Annotated in this window: 18 protein-coding genes; 13 read left to right on the top strand and 5 right to left on the bottom strand. The window is 67.4% G+C overall.

Translation table 11 applies throughout. The features are described from left to right. Nucleotides 1-55: 55 nt before the first annotated feature. Complete coding sequence (locus tag SB771_RS13820) at nt 56-1,390, bottom strand: Nramp family divalent metal transporter (protein ID WP_175659082.1); 1,335 nt, start codon at nt 1,388-1,390, stop codon at nt 56-58. 81 nt (nt 1,391-1,471) lie between these two features. Then, on the bottom strand, nt 1,472-2,728 hold the full coding sequence (locus SB771_RS13815; RefSeq protein ID WP_006753500.1) for an oxalate decarboxylase family bicupin: 1,257 nt from the start codon (nt 2,726-2,728) through the stop codon (nt 1,472-1,474). Between the two features lie 621 nt (nt 2,729-3,349). Between SB771_RS13815 and sapR the strand changes: the two genes are divergently transcribed. The 13 genes from sapR to SB771_RS13750 all read left to right on the top strand — a co-directional run bounded on the left by sapR (nt 3,350) and on the right by SB771_RS13750 (nt 17,013). Continuing rightward, nucleotides 3,350-4,234 carry a sap1 transcriptional regulator SapR gene (sapR, locus tag SB771_RS13810; protein WP_175659081.1) on the top strand — a complete coding sequence of 295 codons (885 nt, stop codon included), beginning with the start codon at nt 3,350-3,352 and terminating at the stop codon, nt 4,232-4,234. Between the two features lie 14 nt (nt 4,235-4,248). Continuing rightward, nucleotides 4,249-4,812 carry a D-alanyl-D-alanine dipeptidase gene (gene ddpX / locus SB771_RS13805; RefSeq protein WP_175659080.1) on the top strand — a complete coding sequence of 188 codons (564 nt, stop codon included), beginning with the start codon at nt 4,249-4,251 and terminating at the stop codon, nt 4,810-4,812. Nucleotides 4,813-4,894: 82 nt separating this feature from the next. Beyond that, a complete protein-coding gene (locus SB771_RS13800) occupies nt 4,895-6,496 on the top strand; it encodes an ABC transporter substrate-binding protein (RefSeq protein WP_175659079.1) in 1,602 nt (533 codons plus the stop codon). A 10-nt stretch (nt 6,497-6,506) separates the two neighbouring features. Next, nucleotides 6,507-7,577: an ABC transporter permease gene (locus SB771_RS13795; protein WP_175659078.1), complete on the top strand. Its 1,071-nt coding sequence runs from the start codon at nt 6,507-6,509 to the stop codon at nt 7,575-7,577. Between the two features lie 66 nt (nt 7,578-7,643). Next, nucleotides 7,644-8,558, top strand: coding sequence for a nickel transporter permease (gene nikC / locus SB771_RS13790; RefSeq protein WP_011659018.1), 915 nt, complete (start codon nt 7,644-7,646; stop codon nt 8,556-8,558). Between the two features lies 1 nt (nt 8,559). Then, a complete protein-coding gene (locus SB771_RS13785) occupies nt 8,560-9,474 on the top strand; it encodes an ABC transporter ATP-binding protein (RefSeq protein ID WP_175659077.1) in 915 nt (304 codons plus the stop codon). Continuing rightward, the gene (locus tag SB771_RS13780; RefSeq protein ID WP_175659076.1) at nt 9,471-10,247 is read left to right on the top strand and encodes an ABC transporter ATP-binding protein; all 777 of its coding nucleotides are present in this window, start codon (nt 9,471-9,473) and stop codon (nt 10,245-10,247) included. Before SB771_RS13785 ends, SB771_RS13780 begins: the two co-directional genes overlap by 4 nt. A 447-nt stretch (nt 10,248-10,694) precedes the next feature. Beyond that, entirely contained in the window at nt 10,695-11,246 is a 552-nt protein-coding gene (locus SB771_RS13775; protein ID WP_175659075.1) for a fimbrial protein, read from the top strand. 111 nt (nt 11,247-11,357) lie between these two features. Next, nucleotides 11,358-12,098, top strand: coding sequence for a molecular chaperone (locus SB771_RS13770; protein ID WP_175659074.1), 741 nt, complete (start codon nt 11,358-11,360; stop codon nt 12,096-12,098). A gap of 196 nt (nt 12,099-12,294) precedes the next feature. Then, nucleotides 12,295-14,895 (top strand): fimbria/pilus outer membrane usher protein, encoded by a 2,601-nt coding sequence (locus SB771_RS13765; RefSeq protein WP_175659073.1) that lies wholly within the window; start codon nt 12,295-12,297, stop codon nt 14,893-14,895. A gap of 9 nt (nt 14,896-14,904) precedes the next feature. Then, nucleotides 14,905-15,909: a fimbrial protein gene (locus tag SB771_RS13760; protein WP_175659072.1), complete on the top strand. Its 1,005-nt coding sequence runs from the start codon at nt 14,905-14,907 to the stop codon at nt 15,907-15,909. 155 nt (nt 15,910-16,064) lie between these two features. After that, nucleotides 16,065-16,319, top strand: a complete 255-nt coding sequence (locus tag SB771_RS13755; protein ID WP_011659025.1) for a GlsB/YeaQ/YmgE family stress response membrane protein — start codon at nt 16,065-16,067, stop codon at nt 16,317-16,319. Nucleotides 16,320-16,677: 358 nt separating this feature from the next. Next, on the top strand, nt 16,678-17,013 hold the full coding sequence (locus SB771_RS13750) for a hypothetical protein (protein WP_105831213.1): 336 nt from the start codon (nt 16,678-16,680) through the stop codon (nt 17,011-17,013). A gap of 22 nt (nt 17,014-17,035) precedes the next feature. On the opposite strand, the gene SB771_RS13745 is transcribed toward SB771_RS13750, so the two are convergent. From SB771_RS13745 to SB771_RS13735, 3 genes are all read right to left on the bottom strand, one after another. After that, nucleotides 17,036-17,908 (bottom strand): LysR substrate-binding domain-containing protein, encoded by an 873-nt coding sequence (locus SB771_RS13745; RefSeq protein WP_105787920.1) that lies wholly within the window; start codon nt 17,906-17,908, stop codon nt 17,036-17,038. A gap of 124 nt (nt 17,909-18,032) precedes the next feature. Further along, a complete protein-coding gene (bla, locus tag SB771_RS13740) occupies nt 18,033-18,932 on the bottom strand; it encodes a class A beta-lactamase (protein ID WP_175659071.1) in 900 nt (299 codons plus the stop codon). A gap of 200 nt (nt 18,933-19,132) precedes the next feature. Continuing rightward, the gene (locus SB771_RS13735; RefSeq protein WP_175659070.1) at nt 19,133-19,972 is read right to left on the bottom strand and encodes a peptidoglycan DD-metalloendopeptidase family protein; all 840 of its coding nucleotides are present in this window, start codon (nt 19,970-19,972) and stop codon (nt 19,133-19,135) included. Nucleotides 19,973-20,060: the final 88 nt, after the last annotated feature.

Genomic DNA, 20,060 nt, shown 5'->3' with positions numbered 1-20,060 from the left:
CGGGGCCGCCGCACGGGCGCGAGCGGCGTCGCCCCGCCTGCGCCGCGCGCGCCGTTCAGCTGAGCGCCGCCCACACCAGATACGCGTTCAGCCCGACGATCACGACCGTGGCCGTGCCCGCGACGATCCGCAACGGCATCCGCATCGCGTAGCACCCCATCACGTCGTTGCGTGCCGACAGGATCAGCAGCGCGATCATCGGCATCGGCAGCACAAAGCTCAGCACCACCTGGCTCGCGACCATCGCGCGTGTGACGTCGCAGCCGCACGCGACCACCGCGAACGCGGGCGCGATCGTCACCGCGCGCCGCATCCAGACCGACAGGCGGCGCCGCATGAAGCCCTGCATCACGACTTGCCCGGCCATCGTGCCGACCACCGAGCTCGACACCCCCGACGTCAGCAGCGCGACGAGAAACAGCACGCCGGCCGCCGGCCCGAGCACGGGGATCAGCGTGTGATAAGCGTCGCCGATATCGGCCATGCCCGGCGCACTGGCGTGAAACGCCGACGACGCCATCATCACCATCGCGAGATTCACGAACCCGGCGAGGCCGAGCGCGACGACGACCTCGCGGTTCGAGAAGCGCATGAGCCGGCGCCGCTCCGTATCGTCGCGCGGCGCGATGCGATCCTGCGTGAGGCCCGAATGCAGATACAGCGTATGCGGCATGATCGTCGCGCCGATGATCCCGACCGCGATCGTCAGCGCCGCACGATCGGGAATCTGCGGGACGACCAGATGGAACGCGGCCGCGTGCCAGTCCTGCGGCGCGATCATCAGCTCGCCGAGATAGCACGCGCCGATCACGCCGACCAGCGCCGCGATCGCGGCTTCCAGCGGCCGGAAGCCGCGCTTCTCGAGCGCGAGGATCGCGCAGGTCGCGAGCGCCGTCGCGATCATCCCCACGAACAGCGGCAGGTGGCACAGCAGCGCGAACGCAAGCGCGCCGCCGAGGAATTCGGCCAGATCGGTCGCCATCGCGGCGATCTCCGACGCGATCCACATGCCCCACACGATCGGCGCGGGAAAATGGTCGCGGCACAGCTCCGCGAGATTGCGACCGGTCACGATGCCGAGCTTTGCCGACATCGCCTGGAACAGCATCGCGATCGCGTTCGCGGCGAGCACGACCCACAGCAGCCGGTAGCCGTACGCGGCACCGGCCTGGATGTTGGTCGCGAAGTTGCCGGGGTCCATATAGCCGATCGATGCGATCACGGCCGGGCCGACGAACGGCAACAGCGCGGCGATGCCGGTGCGACGCCCTTCCAGCGCGGCGCGTGCCGCGCGATCGGCGCGATCGGCGCGATGGGCGCGATGGGCGCGATCGGTGGACAGATCGGGCAGCGAGAAGCCGCTGCTGGATTTGCTCGTGACGGGAATCATGGTCGGGTTCCGTTCGAATGAGAAAGACTGGCCCGGGAGCGGGCCCGGCGGCCGGCCTGCCGCTTGCCGGCCGCTGCGGCGTTACAGCGGCACGACGTCCGGACGGTTGCGCGGAAACCGCGCGAGCACGTCAGGCGCGATATTCAGGTGTGCCTCGACGAGCTTCGGCGGCGTGTGCGCGAGCCAGTCGGACAGCGACACCTCTGCGTAGCGGTCGGTCTTGAAGATTTCGAGGAACACGAGGTCGGTGTTGCCGGTGTTCTGCACGTAGTGGCCGAGGCTCTTTTTCACGTAACCGACGTCGCCCGCGCGGAAGTCTGCCGTCTGCGCCTTCGGCCCCGTGTCGAACACGGTCATCCGCGCTTCGCCCTGCAGGTAGTACTGCCATTCGTCGGCATTCGGATGCCAGTGCAGCTCGCGCATGCCGCCCGGATGCACGGTGACGAGCGCCGCCGCAATCGTTTGCGATACGTTGAAGTTCGTGCTGTCGGCGATCCGCACCTCGCCGCCACGCGTCTTCTTGAACGGCTTCATCGCGCCGAGCGAGAAGATGAACGGGTGCGGCGGCGCACCGGCCGAGGACGCGGACGCACGCTGGGCGTCCGCGAGCGGCCCCGGCTCGTCGCCTTGAAAGATCCACAGGTTGTCGAGCGGAATGTTCTTGAACGCGTCGGCCGGCACGCCGAAGTTGAGCGCGAGCACGTCCGGCGGCGTATGCGCGACCCAGTCGGTCAGCAGCAGCGTATTGAATTCGGACGCGCGGCCGTTGTCGAAGGCGAGCATGAATTCGGCGCCGTCGGTGCCGATTCCTTGCAGCGAGTGCGGCAGGCCGGGCGGGAAATACCAGAGATCGCCGGTTTTCACGTCCTGCACCGACGGGCGTCCCAGTTCGTCGAGCACGGTGATCCGGCAGCGGCCGTCGAGCATGATTGCCCATTCGGCCTGCTGGTGCCAATGCATCTCGCGAATGCCGCCGCGCGTCAACCGCATGTTCACGCCGGAAATGGTTTCCGAAATCGCGAAATCGTCCTGCGTGACTTCGCGTGCCCATCCGCCGTTTTGAATGCGTTTATGCGCGTTATTGAATGACGCCCAGAATAACGGCATGCCGTTGATATCGGTGGCCGGCGGATCCTGGAAAGACGGGAATTGATTCGCCAATGCGGGATTCTTCGGCCCCGGGTCGGTCAATCCCTGCTTGTTGCGCGCGTTGATCGCCCCTTCCGGCGGGCTGTCCGGATTGCCGAACGAAGCCGCCTTGGCCGTTACCGCAATGCCGGCGGCGGCAATCGCGCCGGCCGTACTCGTCAACATCCTGCGTCGAGAAAGATTCGTCATGTTTCCCTCTTCATCATTTCAATTAATCGAATATTCGCTACCGACGTTCACCGCTTTTTCGTTTTTCGAAAATCGGCATGCCGTGACGCAAGTTAAATACAAGTCGACTTAAAAATTAAATGAATTATTAATCTGGATTAATGAGTTAAGGTGATCGAGTTGGGGTTTTGTAATTGTTGCGGTGCAAGGACGTATGCTGCGATGTCGGGCGGGTACAGAGGCGCCAGCCGGTTTGCTGTGCATACGACGGGCGCGGGCCGCGGCGCAGTCCGATTTCGGCGAGATCGAACTCACTAGTACTGCAATCTATTCGCATCACTTATCAACTAAGCAGACGGGATACACGCACACCGATGCGCACGCATTTCAATCGCCGCGGCATGCGGCGGCCTGCGGTTCAGCTGCGGGGCATGTCGATGAACCGCCGTGCGGCGAATGTCGGGTCGCCCGGGAAGTTGCAAGCGCCTATCACACGCCAAATGGCTGGGCCGGCGCGGGATCACGTCCGTGGACAGGCTATTCCCAGCGCCGATCGCATAGCTTTTTTTATCTGGCGCCGCTTTTTTTGGCTCTGTCAGATAGATGACATTCGTTCAGCAAACGACAAAGATCTAACAGCCGATGACCTGCGCCTTCGCCCGTACCGTCGAATCCCGCTTTGCCGAGCTGACGCCGACGGCGAAGCGCATCGCGAGCTACATGCTCGCGAACCTCGACCGGCTGGGGCTCGAGACGGCCGACCAGATCGCGCAACAGGCCGGCACCAGCGGGATTTCGGTCGGGCGCTTCCTGCGCAGCGTCGGCTACCGCAACCTCGACGACCTGAAACGCGAGCTGCGCGGCGGCGCCGACCGGCCGTGGATGATCACCGACCGCCTCGACGAATACCGCCGCACCAACGGCACCCCCGGCACCCAGCCGGCCGCCACCCACAGCGGCGACCGCGCGCTCGCGTCGTCGCTCGATCGCGAACTCGACGCGATCCGCCACGTGTACCGGCTCGCCGAGGAACCGGTGTTCGCGCAGGTCGCGGACCGGATCGCGCATGCCGACGCGGTGTTCATCCTCGGGATCCAGTCGACCCGCGGCATCAGCAATGCGTTCAGCAGCTATCTCGAGTACTTGCGCCCGCGCGTGTTCTATTCGGACGGTCAATCGGGCTCGTACGTCGACTCGCTGAATTCCGAGTTCGAGCGGCCGTATTGCATCGTCACCGACGTGCGCGCCTATTCGCGCAGTGCTCGCCGCTATTGCCAAGCGGCCGCGGAGCGCGGCCAGCCGTTCGCGCTGGTCACCGATCTCTATTGCCCGTGGGCGCGCGAATGGCCGGCCGATCTGCTGCAGGTAAAGACCGACGTCGGCCAGTTCTGGGATTCGCTCGCGCCGCTCACCTGCCTGTTCAACCTGCTGATCACCGCCGTGGTCGATCGCCTCGGTCCCGCGATCGACCGGCGCGTCGCGCGCAACCGTGAACTGCAGCACACCTTCGACCAATTCGAATCCTGAACGCACCACTGCCGATGAACCCGCCCCGCCTCGTCGAAATCACGCCCGCCACGCATCGCGTCGAGATCGATCTCGTCTACGCGACCGAGCGCAACCTGACCGGCAAGCCGATCTATCGCCGCGCGCACTGCCTGCTGCTCGAACCGGCCGAGGCCGCGCTGCGCCGCGCGGTCGACGTCGCCGCGCAGGCCGGCTTCACGCTGCGCATCTACGACGCGTACCGGCCGCCGCAGGCGCAGCAGGTGCTGTGGGATTTCCTGCCCGATCCGAACTTCATCGCCGATCTCGGCCGCGGCTCGAATCACAGCCGCGGCACCGCGCTCGACCTGACGCTCGTCGGCGCGCACTGCGAGCCGCTCGACATGGGCACCGGCTTCGACGAGATGGTGGCCGCGTCGGGCCACTTCCACGCGGGCTTGCCCGAGCCAGTGCAACGCAACCGGCTGCTGTTGCTCGGTGTGATGCATGCGGCCGGCTTCGCGCATATCGACAGCGAATGGTGGCACTACGAACTACCCGGATCGCATGCGTTGCCGCCGATCGACAACGCGGCGAGCGGCCCGTGGCGGCTGATGTGACGACGATGCACGTTCCCCTCATCGTTCACGCTGGACAACTTCGACAACCTCAACGATTTCAACGACAGACGGAGAAGCGCCCATGAAACTCCCGACCTCCCGGCTCGTCGCGGCACTGGCCGCCGCGTCCGTTCTCGCCACCGTTCCGCTTCGTGCCGCGCACGCGGAAACGCCGAAGGACATGTTCGTGATGGCCACGCTGCTCGACGAATTCACGACGCTCGATCCCGGCGAGATCTACGAGCTGGTGCCGGAGGAATACGTCGCGAACACCTACGACCGGCTCGTGCGCGTCGACCTGCGGGATCCGTCGAAATTCAACGGCGATGTCGCGCAGTCGTGGACGGTGAGCCCCGACGGGCTGACCTATACGTTCAAGCTGCGCCCGGGGCTCAAGTTCCATTCGGGCAACCCGCTGACGGCCGACGACGTCGCGTGGTCGATCCAGCGCGCGGTGCTGCTCGACAAGGGCCCGGCCGCCGTGCTGACGGGCATCGGCCTCACGAAGGCGAACGTCGCGGCGAACGTGAAGAAGCTCGACGACCAGACGGTGTCGATCACGACCGACCACAAATACGCGCCGACCTTCGTGCTGAACGTGCTCGGTTCGTGGCCCGCGTCGGTGGTCGACAAGAAGCTGCTGCTGTCGCACCAGCAGGGCAACGACTTCGGCAACGCCTGGCTGAAGACCAACGAGGCCGGCTCCGGCGCCTACAAGCTGGTCAAGTGGAGCGCCGGCGACAGCATCGTGCTGCAGCGCTTCGACGGCTACCGGCTGCCGCTCGCGATGAAGCGCATCGTGCTGCGTCATGTGCCGGAAGCGGCGAGCCAGCGCCTGCTGCTGGAAAACGGTGATGTGGACGCGGCACGCGACCTGAGCCCCGACGATCTCGCGGCGGTCGTGAAATCCGGCAAGGCGAAGGTCGCGGCATCGCCGCAGGCGACGCTGCTGTATCTCGGCCTGAACACGAAGAACCCGACGCTCGCGAAGCCCGACGTGCAGGAAGCGCTGAAGTGGCTGGTCGACTATTCCGGCATCCAGGCCAACGTCGTGAAGACGACCTACAAGGTGCATCAGACCTTCCTGCCCGAAGGCTTCCTCGGCACGCTGAAGGCGAACCCGTACAAGCTCGACGTCGCGAAGGCGAAGGCCCTGCTCGCGAAGGCCGGCGTGTCGAACGGCTTCTCGGTGACGATGGACGTGCGCAACGATTATCCGTACACGGAAATCGCGCAGGCCGTGCAGGCGAACTTCGCGCAGGCGGGCGTCAAGGTGCAGTTGATCCCCGGCGACAACAAGCAGACGCTCGCGAAATACCGCGCACGCCAGCACGACATCTACATCGGCGAATGGTCGGCCGACTACATCGATCCGCACAGCAACGCGCAGGGTTTTGCATGGAACCCCGACAACTCCGACAAGTCGAGCTATAAAATGCTCGCCTGGCGCAACAGCTGGGACATTCCGCAATTCACGAAGGAGACCGACGCCGCCCTCGCCGAGCCGACCGCCGCGCAACGCGCGCAACGGTATCAGGCGATGCAGAAGGAGATGCTCGCGCGCTCGCCGTTCGTGATCATGTTCGAGAAAGTCGCGCAGGTCGCGACGCGGCCCGGCGTGAGCGGGCTCGAAGTCGGACCGATCAACGATCTCGTGTCGTACCGTAACCTGAAGAAGCCTTAAGATTCGCCGCATGTCGACTCCCGCCTCCTCCCTCGAAGCACTGCGCACGCTGCCCGCGCGGCGCCCGGCCGTGCGCTGGGCGCTGCGCGTGCTGCGCTGGGCGCTCACGCTCGCCGTCACGTTCGCCGGCCTGCTCGCGCTGACGTTCGTGATCGGCCGCAAGGTGCCGATCGATCCCGTGCTCGCGATCCTCGGCGATCGCGCGTCGGCCGAGGCGTACGCGGCCGAGCGCATCGCGCTCGGTCTCGACAAGCCGCTCGTCACGCAATTCCTGATCTACGCGCGCGACGTGCTGCACGGCAATCTTGGCATGTCGCTGCTGACGTCGGACCCGGTGCTCGACGACATCAGGCGCGTCTTCCCCGCCACGCTCGAACTCGCGACGATCGCGACCCTGATCGGCATCGCGCTCGGCGTGCCGCTCGGTGTCGCGGCCGCGGTGAGGCACAACCGGCCGATCGACCACATCGCGCGCTTCGTCGGCCTGATCGGCAATTCGGTGCCGGTGTTCTGGCTCGGGCTGATGGGGCTGCTGCTGTTCTATGCGCGGCTGCACTGGGTCGGCGGCCCCGGCCGGCTCGATCCCGTGTACGACGGCATGGTCGACCCGCGCACCGGCAGCCTGCTGATCGACTCGGCGATCGCGGGCGAGTGGGACGTGTTCCGAAACGCGGTGTCGCACATCGCGCTGCCGGCCGCGATCCTCGGCTACTACTCGGTCGCGTACCTGAGCCGGATGACGCGCTCGTTCATGCTCGACCAGCTGAGCCAGGAATACATCGTCACCGCGCGCGCGAAGGGCCTGTCCGAGCGCCGCGTGATCTGGCGGCATGCGTTCGGCAACATCGCGGTGCCGCTGCTCACCGTGATCGCGCTCACGTACAGCAACCTGCTCGAAGGCTCGGTGCTGACCGAGATCGTGTTCGCGTGGCCGGGGCTCGGCTCGTACCTGACGGGCGCGCTGCTGAACGCCGACATGAACGCGGTGCTCGGCGCGACGCTCGTGATCGGCGTGATGTTCATCACCGTCAACCTGCTGACCGACGCGCTGTATCGCGTGTTCGATCCGCGTGCGCGCTGAGGGCCGCTTCGACATGACCGCATCCACCCTGCTTCTTTCCCCGTCCATGCCGAAGGTCGTCCGATCATGAATGCCGAGCGTCTCACGCTGCGCGCGTGGCTTCTCTCCGATGCGCCCGCGTCGCGCTCGCAGGCCGCGTTCGGCCTCGCGTACCGCCGCTGGCGCCGCTTCGCGGGCAATCCGCTCAACCTGTTCGGACTCGCGATCCTGGTCGTGCTGATCGTCGTCGCGATCGTCGGCCCGCTGATCATGCCGCACGATCCGCTGCGCCAGGTGCTGTCCGACCGCCTGCTGCCGCCCGGCTCGGCATCGCACTGGCTCGGCACCGACCAGCTCGGCCGCGACATACTCTCGCGGCTGATCGGCGGCTCGCGCCTCACGCTCGGCATCGCGCTGCTCGTGGTCGTGATCGTCGTGCCGATCGGCCTGATGATCGGCACGACGGCCGGCTATTGCGGCGGCTTCACCGACAGCGTGCTGATGCGCATCACCGACATCGCGCTCGCGTTCCCGAAGATCGTGCTCGCGCTCGCGTTCGCGGCCGCGCTCGGGCCGGGCGTGATCAACGCGGTCGTCGCGATCTCCATCACCGCGTGGCCCGCGTATGCGCGGCTCGCGCGCGCCGAAACGATCCGCATCGCGCAGGCCGACTACATCCATGCGGCGCGGCTGCAAGGCGCATCGGGCCCGCGGATCCTGCTGCGCTACATCGTGCCGCTGTGCATGTCGTCGGTGATCGTGCGCGCGACGCTCGACATGGCCGGCATCATCCTGACCGTCGCGGGCCTCGGCTTCCTCGGCCTCGGCGCGCAGCCGCCGAGCCCCGAATGGGGTTTCATGGTCGCGTCGGGCCGCAACGTGCTGCTCGACGCGTGGTGGGTCGCGACGCTGCCCGGCGCGGCGATCCTGCTCGTCAGCCTCGCGTTCAACCTGCTCGGCGACGGACTGCGCGACGTCTTCGATCCGCGTCATGGAGCGTGACATGCCACTGAATTCCACCGACGCCGCCGCGCCGCTCTGCGAGATCGACGGCCTGAAGATCGGGTTTCGCGGGCACGACGGCGTCGTGTCCGATGCGGTACGCGACCTGTCGCTGACGCTCGCGCCGGGCGAACGGCTCGGCATCGTCGGCGAGTCGGGCTCCGGCAAATCGCTGACGGGCCGCGCGCTGCTCGGCCTGCTGCCCGACGCCGCGCGCTGGTCGGCCCGCACGATGCGCTTCGCGGGCCACGACCTGCTCGCGATGTCGGCCGGCGAGCGCCGGCGCCTGTGCGGCAGCCAGATGGGGATGATCCTGCAGGATCCGAAGTATTCGCTGAACCCGGTGATGACCGTCGCGAAGCAGATGGGCGAGGCGTTCCGGCGGCACGAGCCGAAGTTGCGCGGCCGCGCGCTGCGCGAGCGGATCGTCGATGCGCTCGCGGCCGTGCAGATTCGCGATCCGGCGCGCGTGGCCGATGCGTATCCGCACGAGCTGTCGGGCGGCATGGGCCAGCGCGTGATGATCGCAATGATGGTGTCGACCGGCCCGCGCCTGCTGATCGCCGACGAACCGACCTCCGCGCTCGACGTCGCGGTGTCGATGCAGGTGCTCGCGGTGCTCGACGCGATGATCGCGCGGCACGGCACGGGTCTGATGTTCATCAGCCACGACCTGCCGCTCGTGATGTCGTTCTGCGATCGCGTCGCGGTGATGTATGCGGGCCGCGTCGTCGAAACCTGTGCCGCGCGCGACCTGCGCGATGCGACGCATCCGTACACGCGCGGGCTGCTCGCGGCGAATCCGCCGCTCGCGAACCCGCCCGACGAACTGCCGGTGCTGCGTCGCGATCCGGCGTGGCTGAACGCGGCTTCGTCCGCGCCATCTTCGAATCAATCCCGGGAGGCCGCACGATGATCGATGTCGACCACGCGTCGATCCGTTTTCCGACCCGCACGGGTCATGTCGACGCCGTGCGCGATGCGAGCTTCGCGGTACGCGACGGCGAGGTGTTCGGGCTCGTCGGCGAATCGGGCTCCGGCAAGTCGACGCTGCTGCGCGCGCTGACCGGCCTCGTGCCGCTCGCGGGCGGCAGCCTGTCGATCGACGGCCGGCCGGTCGGCGGCACGCCCGAGCGCGCATTCCGCCGCCAGGTGCAGATGGTGTTCCAGGATCCGTACGCGTCGCTGCATCCGCGCTTCACGGTCGACCAGACGCTGCGCGAGCCGCTGTCGATTCACGGGATCGGCGACGCCGATGCGCGTATCGCTCGCGCGCTGTCGGAGGTCGGGCTCGGCCCGGCATTCCGCTTCCGCTATCCGCATCAGTTGTCGGGCGGGCAGCGCCAGCGCGTCGCGATCGCGCGCGCACTGATCGTCGAGCCGCGCGTGCTGCTGCTCGACGAGCCGACCTCCGCGCTCGACGTGTCGGTGCAGGCCGAAATTTTGAACCTGCTGCGCCGCCTGCATCGCGAACGCAACCTGACGATGATCCTCGTGAGCCACAACCTCGCTGTGATCGGCTTCCTGTGCCAGCGCGTCGCGGTGATGCAGCACGGCGAGATCGTCGAACAGCTGCGGATCGAGGACGTGCGCGTCGGCCAGGTCGCACGCGACTACACGCGCACGCTGCTGCGCGCGACCGAAGGCTATCGCCGCCTGGATCCGGCGATCGACGCGCCGGCTGCCTGACGAGCGGCGCTCGATCGCTCGACTGCTCGACCGCCCGACTGCTCGACTGCTCGACTGCTCGAGGATAGTGCGACGCGGCGCGCGCAGCCGCGCGCGTCGCATCGCATGACCCAGGCGCGGCACGCTATGCGGGCCGCCCTCATGCTCCGTCGGCCGGTTATTCCAATCCCGCTTCGCTTCGAATAGCGCCCCGCCGAAATCGGCCCCGCGACCGCTTTCCGGTATCGCATGCTCGCCCACGCGAGCCCTTCCTGCCGTCCCCCCTCCGCCTGCCAACTCCGGCAAAAAACAAATTAGTACGAGTACTAGATCAAATCGACATCTATTAGTACCTGTCAAATTACAAACGCCTTACATAGATCGCATAATTTGATCCGAAACGCGCCATTCTGAGATTTAAATTCAATCGGCGCCTTCAAAAACCGAAGTTTATTTGGAGATTTAACTATGCGAATCATCAAGCGCAGCGCCCTCCCGTTCCTGCTCATCGCCGCCGGCGCGGCCTTTTCGTCGGCCGCCCACGCGGCGGACGGCACCGTCACCTTCCGCGGCAACATCATCGCGTCGACGTGCAGCGTTGACGGCGGATCGGATCTCACCGTCCCGCTGCCGCCGGTCAGCACCACCGCGCTCGCCGATGTCGGCTCCGTCGCCGGTCGCAGCGCGTTCTCGCTGGCGCTGACCGGCTGCACGGTCGGCGACGACAACCCGGTGAAGGTCGGCGTCGTGTTCGAGAACGGCACGAACGTCGATCAGGCAACCGGTCGACTGACGATCGACTCGGGCGCCAAGGCCGCCGAAGGCGTCCAGATCAACGTGCTGGATTCGCAGCAGAACCACATCCCGGTCGGCGCGCAAACCGGCGCGAACACCGAGATGGTCGCGATCGATGCCGACGGCAAGGCGAAGGTGAACTACTTCGCCGAGTACTACGCCGCAGGCGCCGTGAAGGCCGGCGACGTCACGTCGCGTGTCGAGTACTCGCTCATCTATCAGTAAGGGCCGCGCGTGGAGATCGCCGCTCCGGCGATCTCCGCCCGTCACGCCGCGCGACGCGGAACCCGCTGTTTCCGCCCGCTCCCTGCCCCCAACGATCCGATTCTCACGCCCATGAAACTGTTGAAGCTCTTCCGTACGTTGACCCTCGCGGTCACAGCGTTCGCGTCGCAGGCCGACGCGAGCGTCGTGATCGCCGGCACACGCGTGATCTTCCCGTCCACGGAGCGCGAAGTCACGATCCAGCTCACGAACGACAGCAAGCGTCCGGCACTGGTGCAGGCATGGCTCGACGACGGCGACAGCCGCGCGTTGCCGGAGAACATCGACGTGCCGTTCACGCTCACGCCGTCGATGTTCCGGATGGAAGCCGGCAACGGGCAGACGCTGCGTCTCGTGCATACCGGCGAACCGCTGCCTGCCGATCGGGAATCGCTGTTCTGGCTGAACGTGCTCGAAGTGCCGCCGAAGGCCGCCTCGACCGAGAACCGCAACCGCATCCAGTTGGCGTTCCGCTCACGCATCAAGCTCATGTATCGCCCCGCCGGGTTGGCCGGCAACGCGGACGACGCCCCCATGCAAGTCGACTGGCGCGTGGTTCGCGGCGACGGCGGCTATGCACTCGAGGCCAGCAATCCGACACCGTATGTCGTCAATTTCGGCAACGTGCAACTGAAGTCCGGCGGCCGCAAGCACGACGCCGGCATGGGCTACGTGCTGCCCCAAAGCACGCAGCGTTTCCCGATCAAGGATCTCGCCGGCGCGCCCGCCGCGGGTGCAACCGTCGAGTTCGGCAGCATCAACGACTGGGGCCGTGCAACCGACATCGAACGTCCGGTCAGCGTCGAACCGTAACGCGACCGAGGCCGGCAGCGCCTGGCAACGGCGCGCGCCGAGCGTTCTCGCCGTTTCGTGCGCCGTCGCTTCGGCCGTTCCGACCGACCGCCACGAAAACCTCTGATTCGCCATTCGCCGCCGCGCGGTGCGGCACCGTCGCGCCTGGGCCGACGAAACGCGCCCGCTCGCCCCGAACCTTTGTGGAGTATTGCGCATGACCCCGACCCGACTGCCTCGCCGCGGCGCGGCCGACATGCCGCACGTCAAGCCGATCCATCTGCTGGTGGCGGCCTGCGTCGCCGCGTGGTCCGCCCATGGCCGCGCGACGACGCAGGCCGCCGCCGAAAGCACGCTCGCGCAAGTCGAGTTCGACGGCGCGTTCCTGCAGAGCCGCCTGGGCGAGCATGTCGACGTGTCGCGCTTCGCCCAGCGCAACGTGACGGCGCCCGGCGTGTACACCACCGACATCCATGTCGGTCCCGACTGGATCGGCCGCTACGACGTGCGCTTCGTGGCCGCGCCCGATTCGGGCGACGCGCGGCCGTGCTTCGACCGCACGCAGCTCGAGCGCGTTGGCGTCGATTTCGGCAAGCTCGCGCCGGAAGTGCTCGCGCGACTGGACGGCGACGGCGCCTGCCTGCAACTCGACCAGGTCGTGCCGGGCGCCAGCGCGGCATTCGACTTCCCGCGACAGACCCTGCGGCTGTCGATCCCGCAGGCGTCGCTCGTACGCAAGGCGCGCGGCTACGTGAGCCCCGATCAATGGACCTCCGGCGAAACCGTCGGCCTGCTCGGCTACAACTTCAATCTCTACACGTCGAAGGCCAGCGGCCACACCACGCAGACGCAAGGCTATCTCGGCCTGAACGGCGGCGTGAACCTCGGCAACTGGCGCTTTCGCCACGAAGGCTCGTATTCATGGTCGTCACGCGGCGAGAGCCGGTATCAGGACATCGCGACCTATCTCCAGCGCGACTTGCCGTCGCTGTCGTCGCAGCTCGTCGTCGGCGAAAGCTACACGTCGGGCGAACTGTTCGACTCGACGCAGTTCCGCGGCGTGCGGCTGTCGACCGATGACCGGATGCTGCCCGACTCGCTGCGCGGCTATGCGCCCGTGGTGCGCGGCATTGCGAACAGCAACGCGAAGGTGACGATTCGCCAGAACGACGTGACGATCTACGAGACGACGGTCGCGCCCGGCAATTTCGAAATCGACGACCTCTATCCGACCGGGTACGGCGGCGACCTGCAAGTATCGGTTGCCGAAGCCGACGGCTCCGTGCACTCGTTCTCGGTACCCTACGCCGCCGTGCCGATGTCGCTGCGGCCGGGCATCGGCCGCTACAGCTTCGTCGCGGGCACGCTGCGCAATCCCCACGGATCGAGCCAGCCGCTGTTCACGCAGGCGACCTACCAGCGCGGCCTGACCAACCTGCTGACGGCCTACGGCGGCGTCACGCTCGCGGGTGGTTACGCGTCGGCGATGCTGGGCGGCGCGTTCAACACGTCGTTCGGCGCGTTCGGCGCGGACGTCACGCATGCGCTGACCTCGATCCCGGGCGCGAAGCGCTACAGCGGTTCGAGCGTGCGCGTCAGCTATGCGAAGTCGGTCGATGCGACCGGCACCGATATCGCACTCGCCGCGTATCGCTATTCGACCGACGGCTATTTCGGCCTCAACGACGCGATGCAGGCGCGCGATGCCGCGCGCGACGGCCGCTCGGCGCAGTCGGTCTGGCGCCAGCGCAATCGCGCGTCGCTGGCGCTCACGCAGCGCCTGGGCACGACCGGCGGCCGCATCAATACGACGGCATCGGCCGTCAACTACTGGAACCGCCCCGGCTCGGACGTCAATTACTCGGTGGGTTACACGAACCAGTTCCGCAATATTTCCTACAGCCTGACGGCCACGCGGCAGCGCAATGCCGGTGGCGACATGGGCACGCTCTATTACGCCAGCGTCACGATCCCGTTCGGCCGTGAGCGCCCGATGACCGTGTCGGGCAACGTGTCGCGCGACACGCTGGGCCGCACGCGGTTGCAATCGACGCTGTCCGGATCGCTCGGCGAGGACCACGCACTGTCGTACAGCGTCAGCGCGAACCACGCGTCCGGTCCGAACTCGGGCACGGACGGCAGCGCCAACGTCACGTACCGCACGCGCGTCGCGGAAGTCAACGCCAGCGCGGGCGCGAGCACGGACTTCCAGCAGGGCTCGCTCGCCGTGCGCGGCGCGCTGGTCGCCCACCGCGGCGGCATCACGTTCTCGCAGCCGGTATCCGAGACGTTCGCGATCGTCGAGGCACCCGGCGCGGCCGGCGCGCGCGTCACGAACGCGGCGGGCGTCAAGGTCGACGGCAACGGCTACGCGGTCGTGCCGTACCTGACGCCATACAGCCTCAATACGGTCGCACTCGATCCGAAGGGCATCCCGATGGATGTCGAACTGAAGGAAACCAGCCGGCAGATCGCGCCGCGCGCCGGCGCGGTGCCGCTCATCCGGTTCGCGACCGACACCGGCCGCGCGGCCCTCGTTCAGGCGCGCCAGGCCGACGGTACGCCGTTGCCGTTCGGCGCCGCCGTGCACGACGAGACCGGCAAGGAAGTCGGCGTCGTCGGCCAGGCGAGCAGGATCTTCGCGCGCGGGCTCGCCGACAGCGGTTCCCTGACGGTCCAATGGGGCGCCGACGACCATCGCTCGATCTGTCGAATCGCATACGAGCTGCCTGTCGCGCAACATCGCCGGCCATCGTCCGGCATTCAGATCGTCAAGAGCATCTGCGAGCCCGACGCCACGGCCGCCGGCATTCAATAAGGAACCCTCATGTTCAATTTCCGTCCATCGTTCGTATCGATCCGAGTGACGAGCCCGGCACGCATCGCGCACACGCGCGATGCACGCAGCGGCACGGCCCGACGCTGCGCCCGCATGAGCGCGGTTGCCGCGGCGGCTCTGCTCGCATGCATCACATTCGCGGCCGACGCGAGCGCCGCCTCCCTCTATGCATTCGGGCAGGCCACCGTTTCGAGCCCCGGCAACGCCACGCCGGGCACGGTCGTCGCGCGTCATTACTTCACGCCGCAGGACGTGTGCGGCGCGAGCACCTGCCAGATCACGAGCGTCTCGATGTACGCCAAAGGCGGCGTGTGGGTATCCGACGGTCCCGATCTGGAAACCAACGTGTCCGGCCTGTCGACGCGCATGATCGTCGACGGTAACGTCGCCGTCTCGTCGACGAAGACGACACTGCGCAACACGCTCGAAGTCATGCTGTTTCGCGACAGCCGGCTGCCACAGGACGGGTCGCTCAATTCCGGCATGCTCGGCGCCTATTTCACGATCAATTACAAGTCCGGCATCTTCGGCGCCTCGTCCCCGGTCTACCTCGCCGCGAAGGTCAGCTTCATCAACGGAACGTGCTCGATTGCCGACCAGACCGTCACGCTGCCGTCCGTGCAGCACAACGTGTTCAACGGCATCGGTTCGACCGCCGGCGCGACGGATTTCCAGGTGCAGTTGAACAACTGCCCGGCCGGTTACAACCGGATCGGCTATCAAGTTGCTCCGCTGGACGACGTGGTCGCCGGCACGCAGGGCGGGATGCAGTTGCGCCCGGATGCGACGGCCAGCGGCATCGGCATCCAGGTCGCCGACGCCACGACCGGCCAGCCGCTGACGCTGGGGAAGTCGCATACGGTGACCAGCTACAACCCGGCCACCGGCGGATCGCCGACGATCCGGCTGCGTGCGTCCTACCTGCAGACAGGCGCGAAGGTCGGCGGCGGTTCGGTTCATGCGGCCGCGCAGGTTCTGCTCGACTACCAATGAACGATGGGCCGCTGTGGCGGCCCTGACATCCGCACGACGCGGGCGGCATGCGATACTCGGCACGCCCGCACCGGTTCGACTCCACGGGGAACCCCGGTGCGCCAGGCGAGTCCATCTCCTTTCGTCAACAACTCAACAGCATTAGGGAGGCGTTCATGCTGCAATTCATCGAAACCCTGGTAGTCGGGCTCATCGTCGGCCTCCTCGCCCGCGCGCTCAAGCCCGGCGACGACAAGATGGGCATCCTGATGACCGTCGTGCTCGGCGTCGTCGGCTCGCTCGCCGCAGGCTACATCGGCCGCGCCGCCGGCTGGTATGCGCCGGGTCAGGGCGCAGGCTGGATCGCGTCGATCATCGGCGCGATCGTGCTGCTCGTGGTCGTCGGCGCGGTGCGCAAGCGCGCCGGCTGATCGCCACATTTCGCTGCGATGCGATACGGCCGCTCGTCATGAGCGGCCGTTTTCGTTTGGCATCGCGAATCACCGGATCGGCGGCTCGTTGAGTCCTCAACGATCGAGCGGCGGCCTCCCCCTCCATCGACGCTCTTCCCGCCAGCCTACGCCCCCCCGGCAATACCCTGCCTTGCGCCCCCACAAATTTGAGATAAATTGATTGGAGGAATACGGCGTCGTTTGCCTATGTCCGTTATTTCCGATATTTCATTCAAGAGGTCCGATGGATTTGCCGTTTACGCATACAGCATCGCAGCGTTGACGGACTGCCATTCGAGCGGCCCGGCTGCGACGCGCTTGCCCTCTGGAGCCCGTCATGAAGCATCGCCCGTTTGCCGCCTCGGTTGCCCTGGCTGTCTCGCTTCTGGCCTCGTCCTCATCATTTGCCGCCGGCACGGGCGGCATCATCCACTTCACCGGCATGATCATCGAACCGCCGTGCTCGTTCGAACTCGACACGGCCGACGCCGTGCATGCGCACGTGCGCCCCGAGTGCCCGCGCCCGGCCGCGGGCCAAATCGCGTTCGTCGACGCGGCCAGCCTGCGCACGATCAAGACCACGAACTTTACGCAGGCCTCGCGCGCAATCGTTTTACCTGGCCGTCCGGGCAACGCGCCTGCGCGAATGATCGCGGTCGTGACCTACCAGTGAGACGTGCTGCCGGAGCGTCATATCAGTCGCGATTGCAGGCGATCCAGTCGCTGAACGCGCGGATCTTCTGCTGGCTGGCGAGGTTCTCCGGATAGACGAAAAAGTAGCGGGCGCCGGTCTCGAGCACGATGTCGAACGGCCGTTCGAGCCGGCGCGCGCTGACGTCGTCGTCGACGAGCGTCACGTCGCCGATCGCGACGCCGAAGCCCTGCGTCGCCGCGTTGGTCGCGAGGTCGAGCGTATCGAAGGTCGGCCCGCGCTCCGCATCGACCGCGCGCTCGCCGGCGTAATCGAGCCACGCGCGCCAGTCGCGATGGTCGCGCGTCGGATGCAGCAGCGTATGGCGCGCGAGATCGCCGACCGCATCGAGCGGTGCGGCCTGCCGCAACTCGGGCGCGCACACCGGCGTCAACCGCTCGTCGAACAGCGGCAGCGCGCACACGCCGGCGCCCGGCGACGTGCCGTAGACGACCGCCGCATCGAACGGCTCGGTCGAGAAATCGACGACGTGCTGCCACGCGGTCGTGATCTGCACATGGAGATCGGGATGCTCGCCCTGGAAGCGCATGATCCGCGGCAGCATCCAGCGCATCACGCAGGTCGGCACCTTCAGCGCGAGATCGGTGCGCTGCCGCGTGAGCTTCATCGAGATGTCCTCGATCCGCGAAAAGCTCTCGTCGACCACCGGCAGCAATTGCTCGCCCTCCGCCGTCAGCGTGAGGCCCTTCGCGTGCCGCTTGAACAACGGAAAACCGTAATGCGCCTCGAGCGTCTGGATCTGCCGGCTGACCGCGCCTTGCGTGAGACACAGCTGCTCGGCCGCGCGCGTGAAGCTGCGGTGGCGGGCCACGGTCGAGAAGATCTGCAGCGCGTGCAGGGGCGGAAGTCGGCGCATGACGAGGCAGGTAGACGAAACATCCGCGCCGAAGCACGGCGCGGCAAGGCCGCGCGCCGGCTCCGGCGCGCGCTGATCGACACGATAAGCCAAACGCCGGCTTTACGCGAGGTGCGTCGGACGCTCAGGCCGTTGCGGTGAGCGCGCCCGTCGCGATGCGCACCGCCGACGCGACGACATCCGCGCGGGCCGCCGCGTCGGCACGCGGCTGCGTGAACGACACGGCCAGCACGATCGGCGCGCGCGACGGCGGCCACAGCACCGCGACGTCGGTCGTCGTGCCGTAGCCGCCGGTGCCGGCCTTGTCCGCGACACGCCAGCCGGGCGGCACGCCGGCCGCGATCCCGGTCGCGCCGCGCGCGCCGCCGGTCATCCATTCGGTGAGCTGCGCACGCTGCGGCTCGCGCAGCGTATCGCCGAGCAGCAGTTGCTGCACCGTGTCGACCATCGCGACCGGCGTCGACGTATCGCGCTCGTCGCCGGGCGCGGCCAGGTTCAGTTCGGGTTCCCAGCGGTCGAGCCGGAACACGGTGTCGCCGCTTTCATGCGCGAACGACGTGACGGCCTGCGGGCCGCCGAGCACGCGCATCAGCAGGTTGCCGGCGCCCTTGTCGCCCGACTGCAGCATCGCCGCGCACAGCTGCGCGATCGTCATCCCCGTGTCGACATGACTTTCCGTCACCGGCGAGCCGGCCACGACTTCATAGCGGCGATACAGGATGCGGCGCGGCAGCAGCGATGCGTCGAGCGAACCGCGCGCGAGGATCGCGGCGGCCGCAACGACCGCATAGGTGCCGCACACCGGGAAGCGCTCGCGCGCGTGATGCGCGATGCGCGTGCCGTTCGACGTATCGAGTACGGCGATACCGAGCCGGCCGTTCGATGCCTTTTCGAGCGCGGCGAGTTCGGCCTGGGCGGCATGGGCGTGCACCTGGTCGGCGACGGGCGCCGACGAGCACGCGGCGACGAACGGCGCGGCGACGGCGGCGAGCAACAGCGAGCGGCGTGTCGGAGAATATTCCATGGATGAGTGGTGTTCTGTCGGAAACGGTGGCACGGAGCAACGTACGCATCATCGATACGCACGCGTTCACGCCGACGGCCGGCTCGCGACGGCATGTGCCGCGCATCCCCAAAGACGCCCGTCGGCCCCGCGGACGCGGGACTCGCATGAGGCCCTAGCGTAACAGCGAGCGCGGCCGCGTTCCAGCGGCGCGGCCCGCTTCAGCCTTGCGACGAAGGCAGGTACGGCATCGGATTGACGGGCTTGCCGTCGCGCCGCACCTCGAACAGCAACGCAACACGCGAGTTGTCGAGGTCGCCCATCTCGGCGATCTCGTCGCCCTGGCGCACGATGTCGCCGGTCTTCACGAGCAGCTTGCGATTGTGCGCATAGGCGGTCAGGAAATCCGCGTTGTGCTGGACGATGATCAGGCTGCCGTAATCGTTCAGGCCGGTGCCCGCATACATCACGCGGCCGTCGGCCGCCGCGCGCACCGGGTCGCCCGGGCGGCCGGCGATCTGGATGCCGCGGTTCTGCCCCGGCCGGAACGCGTCGACGATCTTGCCCTGCGCGGGCCATCTGAGCGCCACCCCGCCCGCATGCCGCTTGGTTTCCTTCACGACCTGCCGGTCGCTCGCCGTCGACGCGCTCGCCGGGCCCGCGCTGGTCGAACTGTTCGCGGCGACCTGCGTGCCGGCGTTCGCCGCCGGCGCCTGCAACGGTTGCGGCCGGACGATGCGGAGCACCTGCCCCATGCGCAGCTTGCCGCGACCGTCGAGCGTGTTCCAGGTGCGCAGGTCGGCGACGCTGCAATCGTTCGCGGACGCGATGCTCGACAGCGAGTCGCCGCGTTTCACCACGTACTTCTGTGCGACGAGAATTGGCGCAGGCGGCGTCGTCGCGGGCGTGGGCGCGCGCGCGACGGCAGGCTGGCCCGATGGCGCGCCCGCCAGCGTGTCGCTCGGCGGGACGGGCGGCGCGCTGGCACAACCGGCCATCACGAGCACCGCGGCCAGGCCGGACAGCCACGCCGACTTGCGGCAAATCTCGTGCAGTTTCATGGACGATCGACTCCGGTTTGACAATCTTTCAAGCATCTCAAAAACGGAACGGCCGACGTGTAACCGGATGCAAACAATGATGACAAAC

Origin of the sequence: Burkholderia sp. SIMBA_051, assembly GCF_046534915.1 — a bacterium.
GTDB lineage: Bacteria > Pseudomonadota > Gammaproteobacteria > Burkholderiales > Burkholderiaceae > Burkholderia > Burkholderia ambifaria.
The sequence above is the reverse complement of the archived record's forward strand: the minus strand, read 5'-3'. Positions and strand labels throughout refer to the sequence as shown.

Coding starts and splice junctions, on each gene's coding strand:
- ddpX (WP_175659080.1), top strand. CDS start 4,249: ATGAACCCGCCCCGCCTCGTCGAAATCACGCCCGCCACGCATCGCGTC.
- SB771_RS13745 (WP_105787920.1), bottom strand. CDS start 17,908: ATGCGCCGACTTCCGCCCCTGCACGCGCTGCAGATCTTCTCGACCGTG.
- SB771_RS13765 (WP_175659073.1), top strand. CDS start 12,295: ATGACCCCGACCCGACTGCCTCGCCGCGGCGCGGCCGACATGCCGCAC.
- SB771_RS13780 (WP_175659076.1), top strand. CDS start 9,471: ATGATCGATGTCGACCACGCGTCGATCCGTTTTCCGACCCGCACGGGT.
- bla (WP_175659071.1), bottom strand. CDS start 18,932: ATGGAATATTCTCCGACACGCCGCTCGCTGTTGCTCGCCGCCGTCGCC.
- SB771_RS13770 (WP_175659074.1), top strand. CDS start 11,358: ATGAAACTGTTGAAGCTCTTCCGTACGTTGACCCTCGCGGTCACAGCG.
- SB771_RS13795 (WP_175659078.1), top strand. CDS start 6,507: ATGTCGACTCCCGCCTCCTCCCTCGAAGCACTGCGCACGCTGCCCGCG.
- SB771_RS13775 (WP_175659075.1), top strand. CDS start 10,695: ATGCGAATCATCAAGCGCAGCGCCCTCCCGTTCCTGCTCATCGCCGCC.
- SB771_RS13760 (WP_175659072.1), top strand. CDS start 14,905: ATGTTCAATTTCCGTCCATCGTTCGTATCGATCCGAGTGACGAGCCCG.
- SB771_RS13785 (WP_175659077.1), top strand. CDS start 8,560: ATGCCACTGAATTCCACCGACGCCGCCGCGCCGCTCTGCGAGATCGAC.
- SB771_RS13735 (WP_175659070.1), bottom strand. CDS start 19,972: ATGAAACTGCACGAGATTTGCCGCAAGTCGGCGTGGCTGTCCGGCCTG.
- nikC (WP_011659018.1), top strand. CDS start 7,644: ATGAATGCCGAGCGTCTCACGCTGCGCGCGTGGCTTCTCTCCGATGCG.
- SB771_RS13755 (WP_011659025.1), top strand. CDS start 16,065: ATGCTGCAATTCATCGAAACCCTGGTAGTCGGGCTCATCGTCGGCCTC.
- SB771_RS13820 (WP_175659082.1), bottom strand. CDS start 1,390: ATGATTCCCGTCACGAGCAAATCCAGCAGCGGCTTCTCGCTGCCCGAT.
- SB771_RS13815 (WP_006753500.1), bottom strand. CDS start 2,728: ATGACGAATCTTTCTCGACGCAGGATGTTGACGAGTACGGCCGGCGCG.
- sapR (WP_175659081.1), top strand. CDS start 3,350: ATGACCTGCGCCTTCGCCCGTACCGTCGAATCCCGCTTTGCCGAGCTG.
- SB771_RS13750 (WP_105831213.1), top strand. CDS start 16,678: ATGAAGCATCGCCCGTTTGCCGCCTCGGTTGCCCTGGCTGTCTCGCTT.
- SB771_RS13800 (WP_175659079.1), top strand. CDS start 4,895: ATGAAACTCCCGACCTCCCGGCTCGTCGCGGCACTGGCCGCCGCGTCC.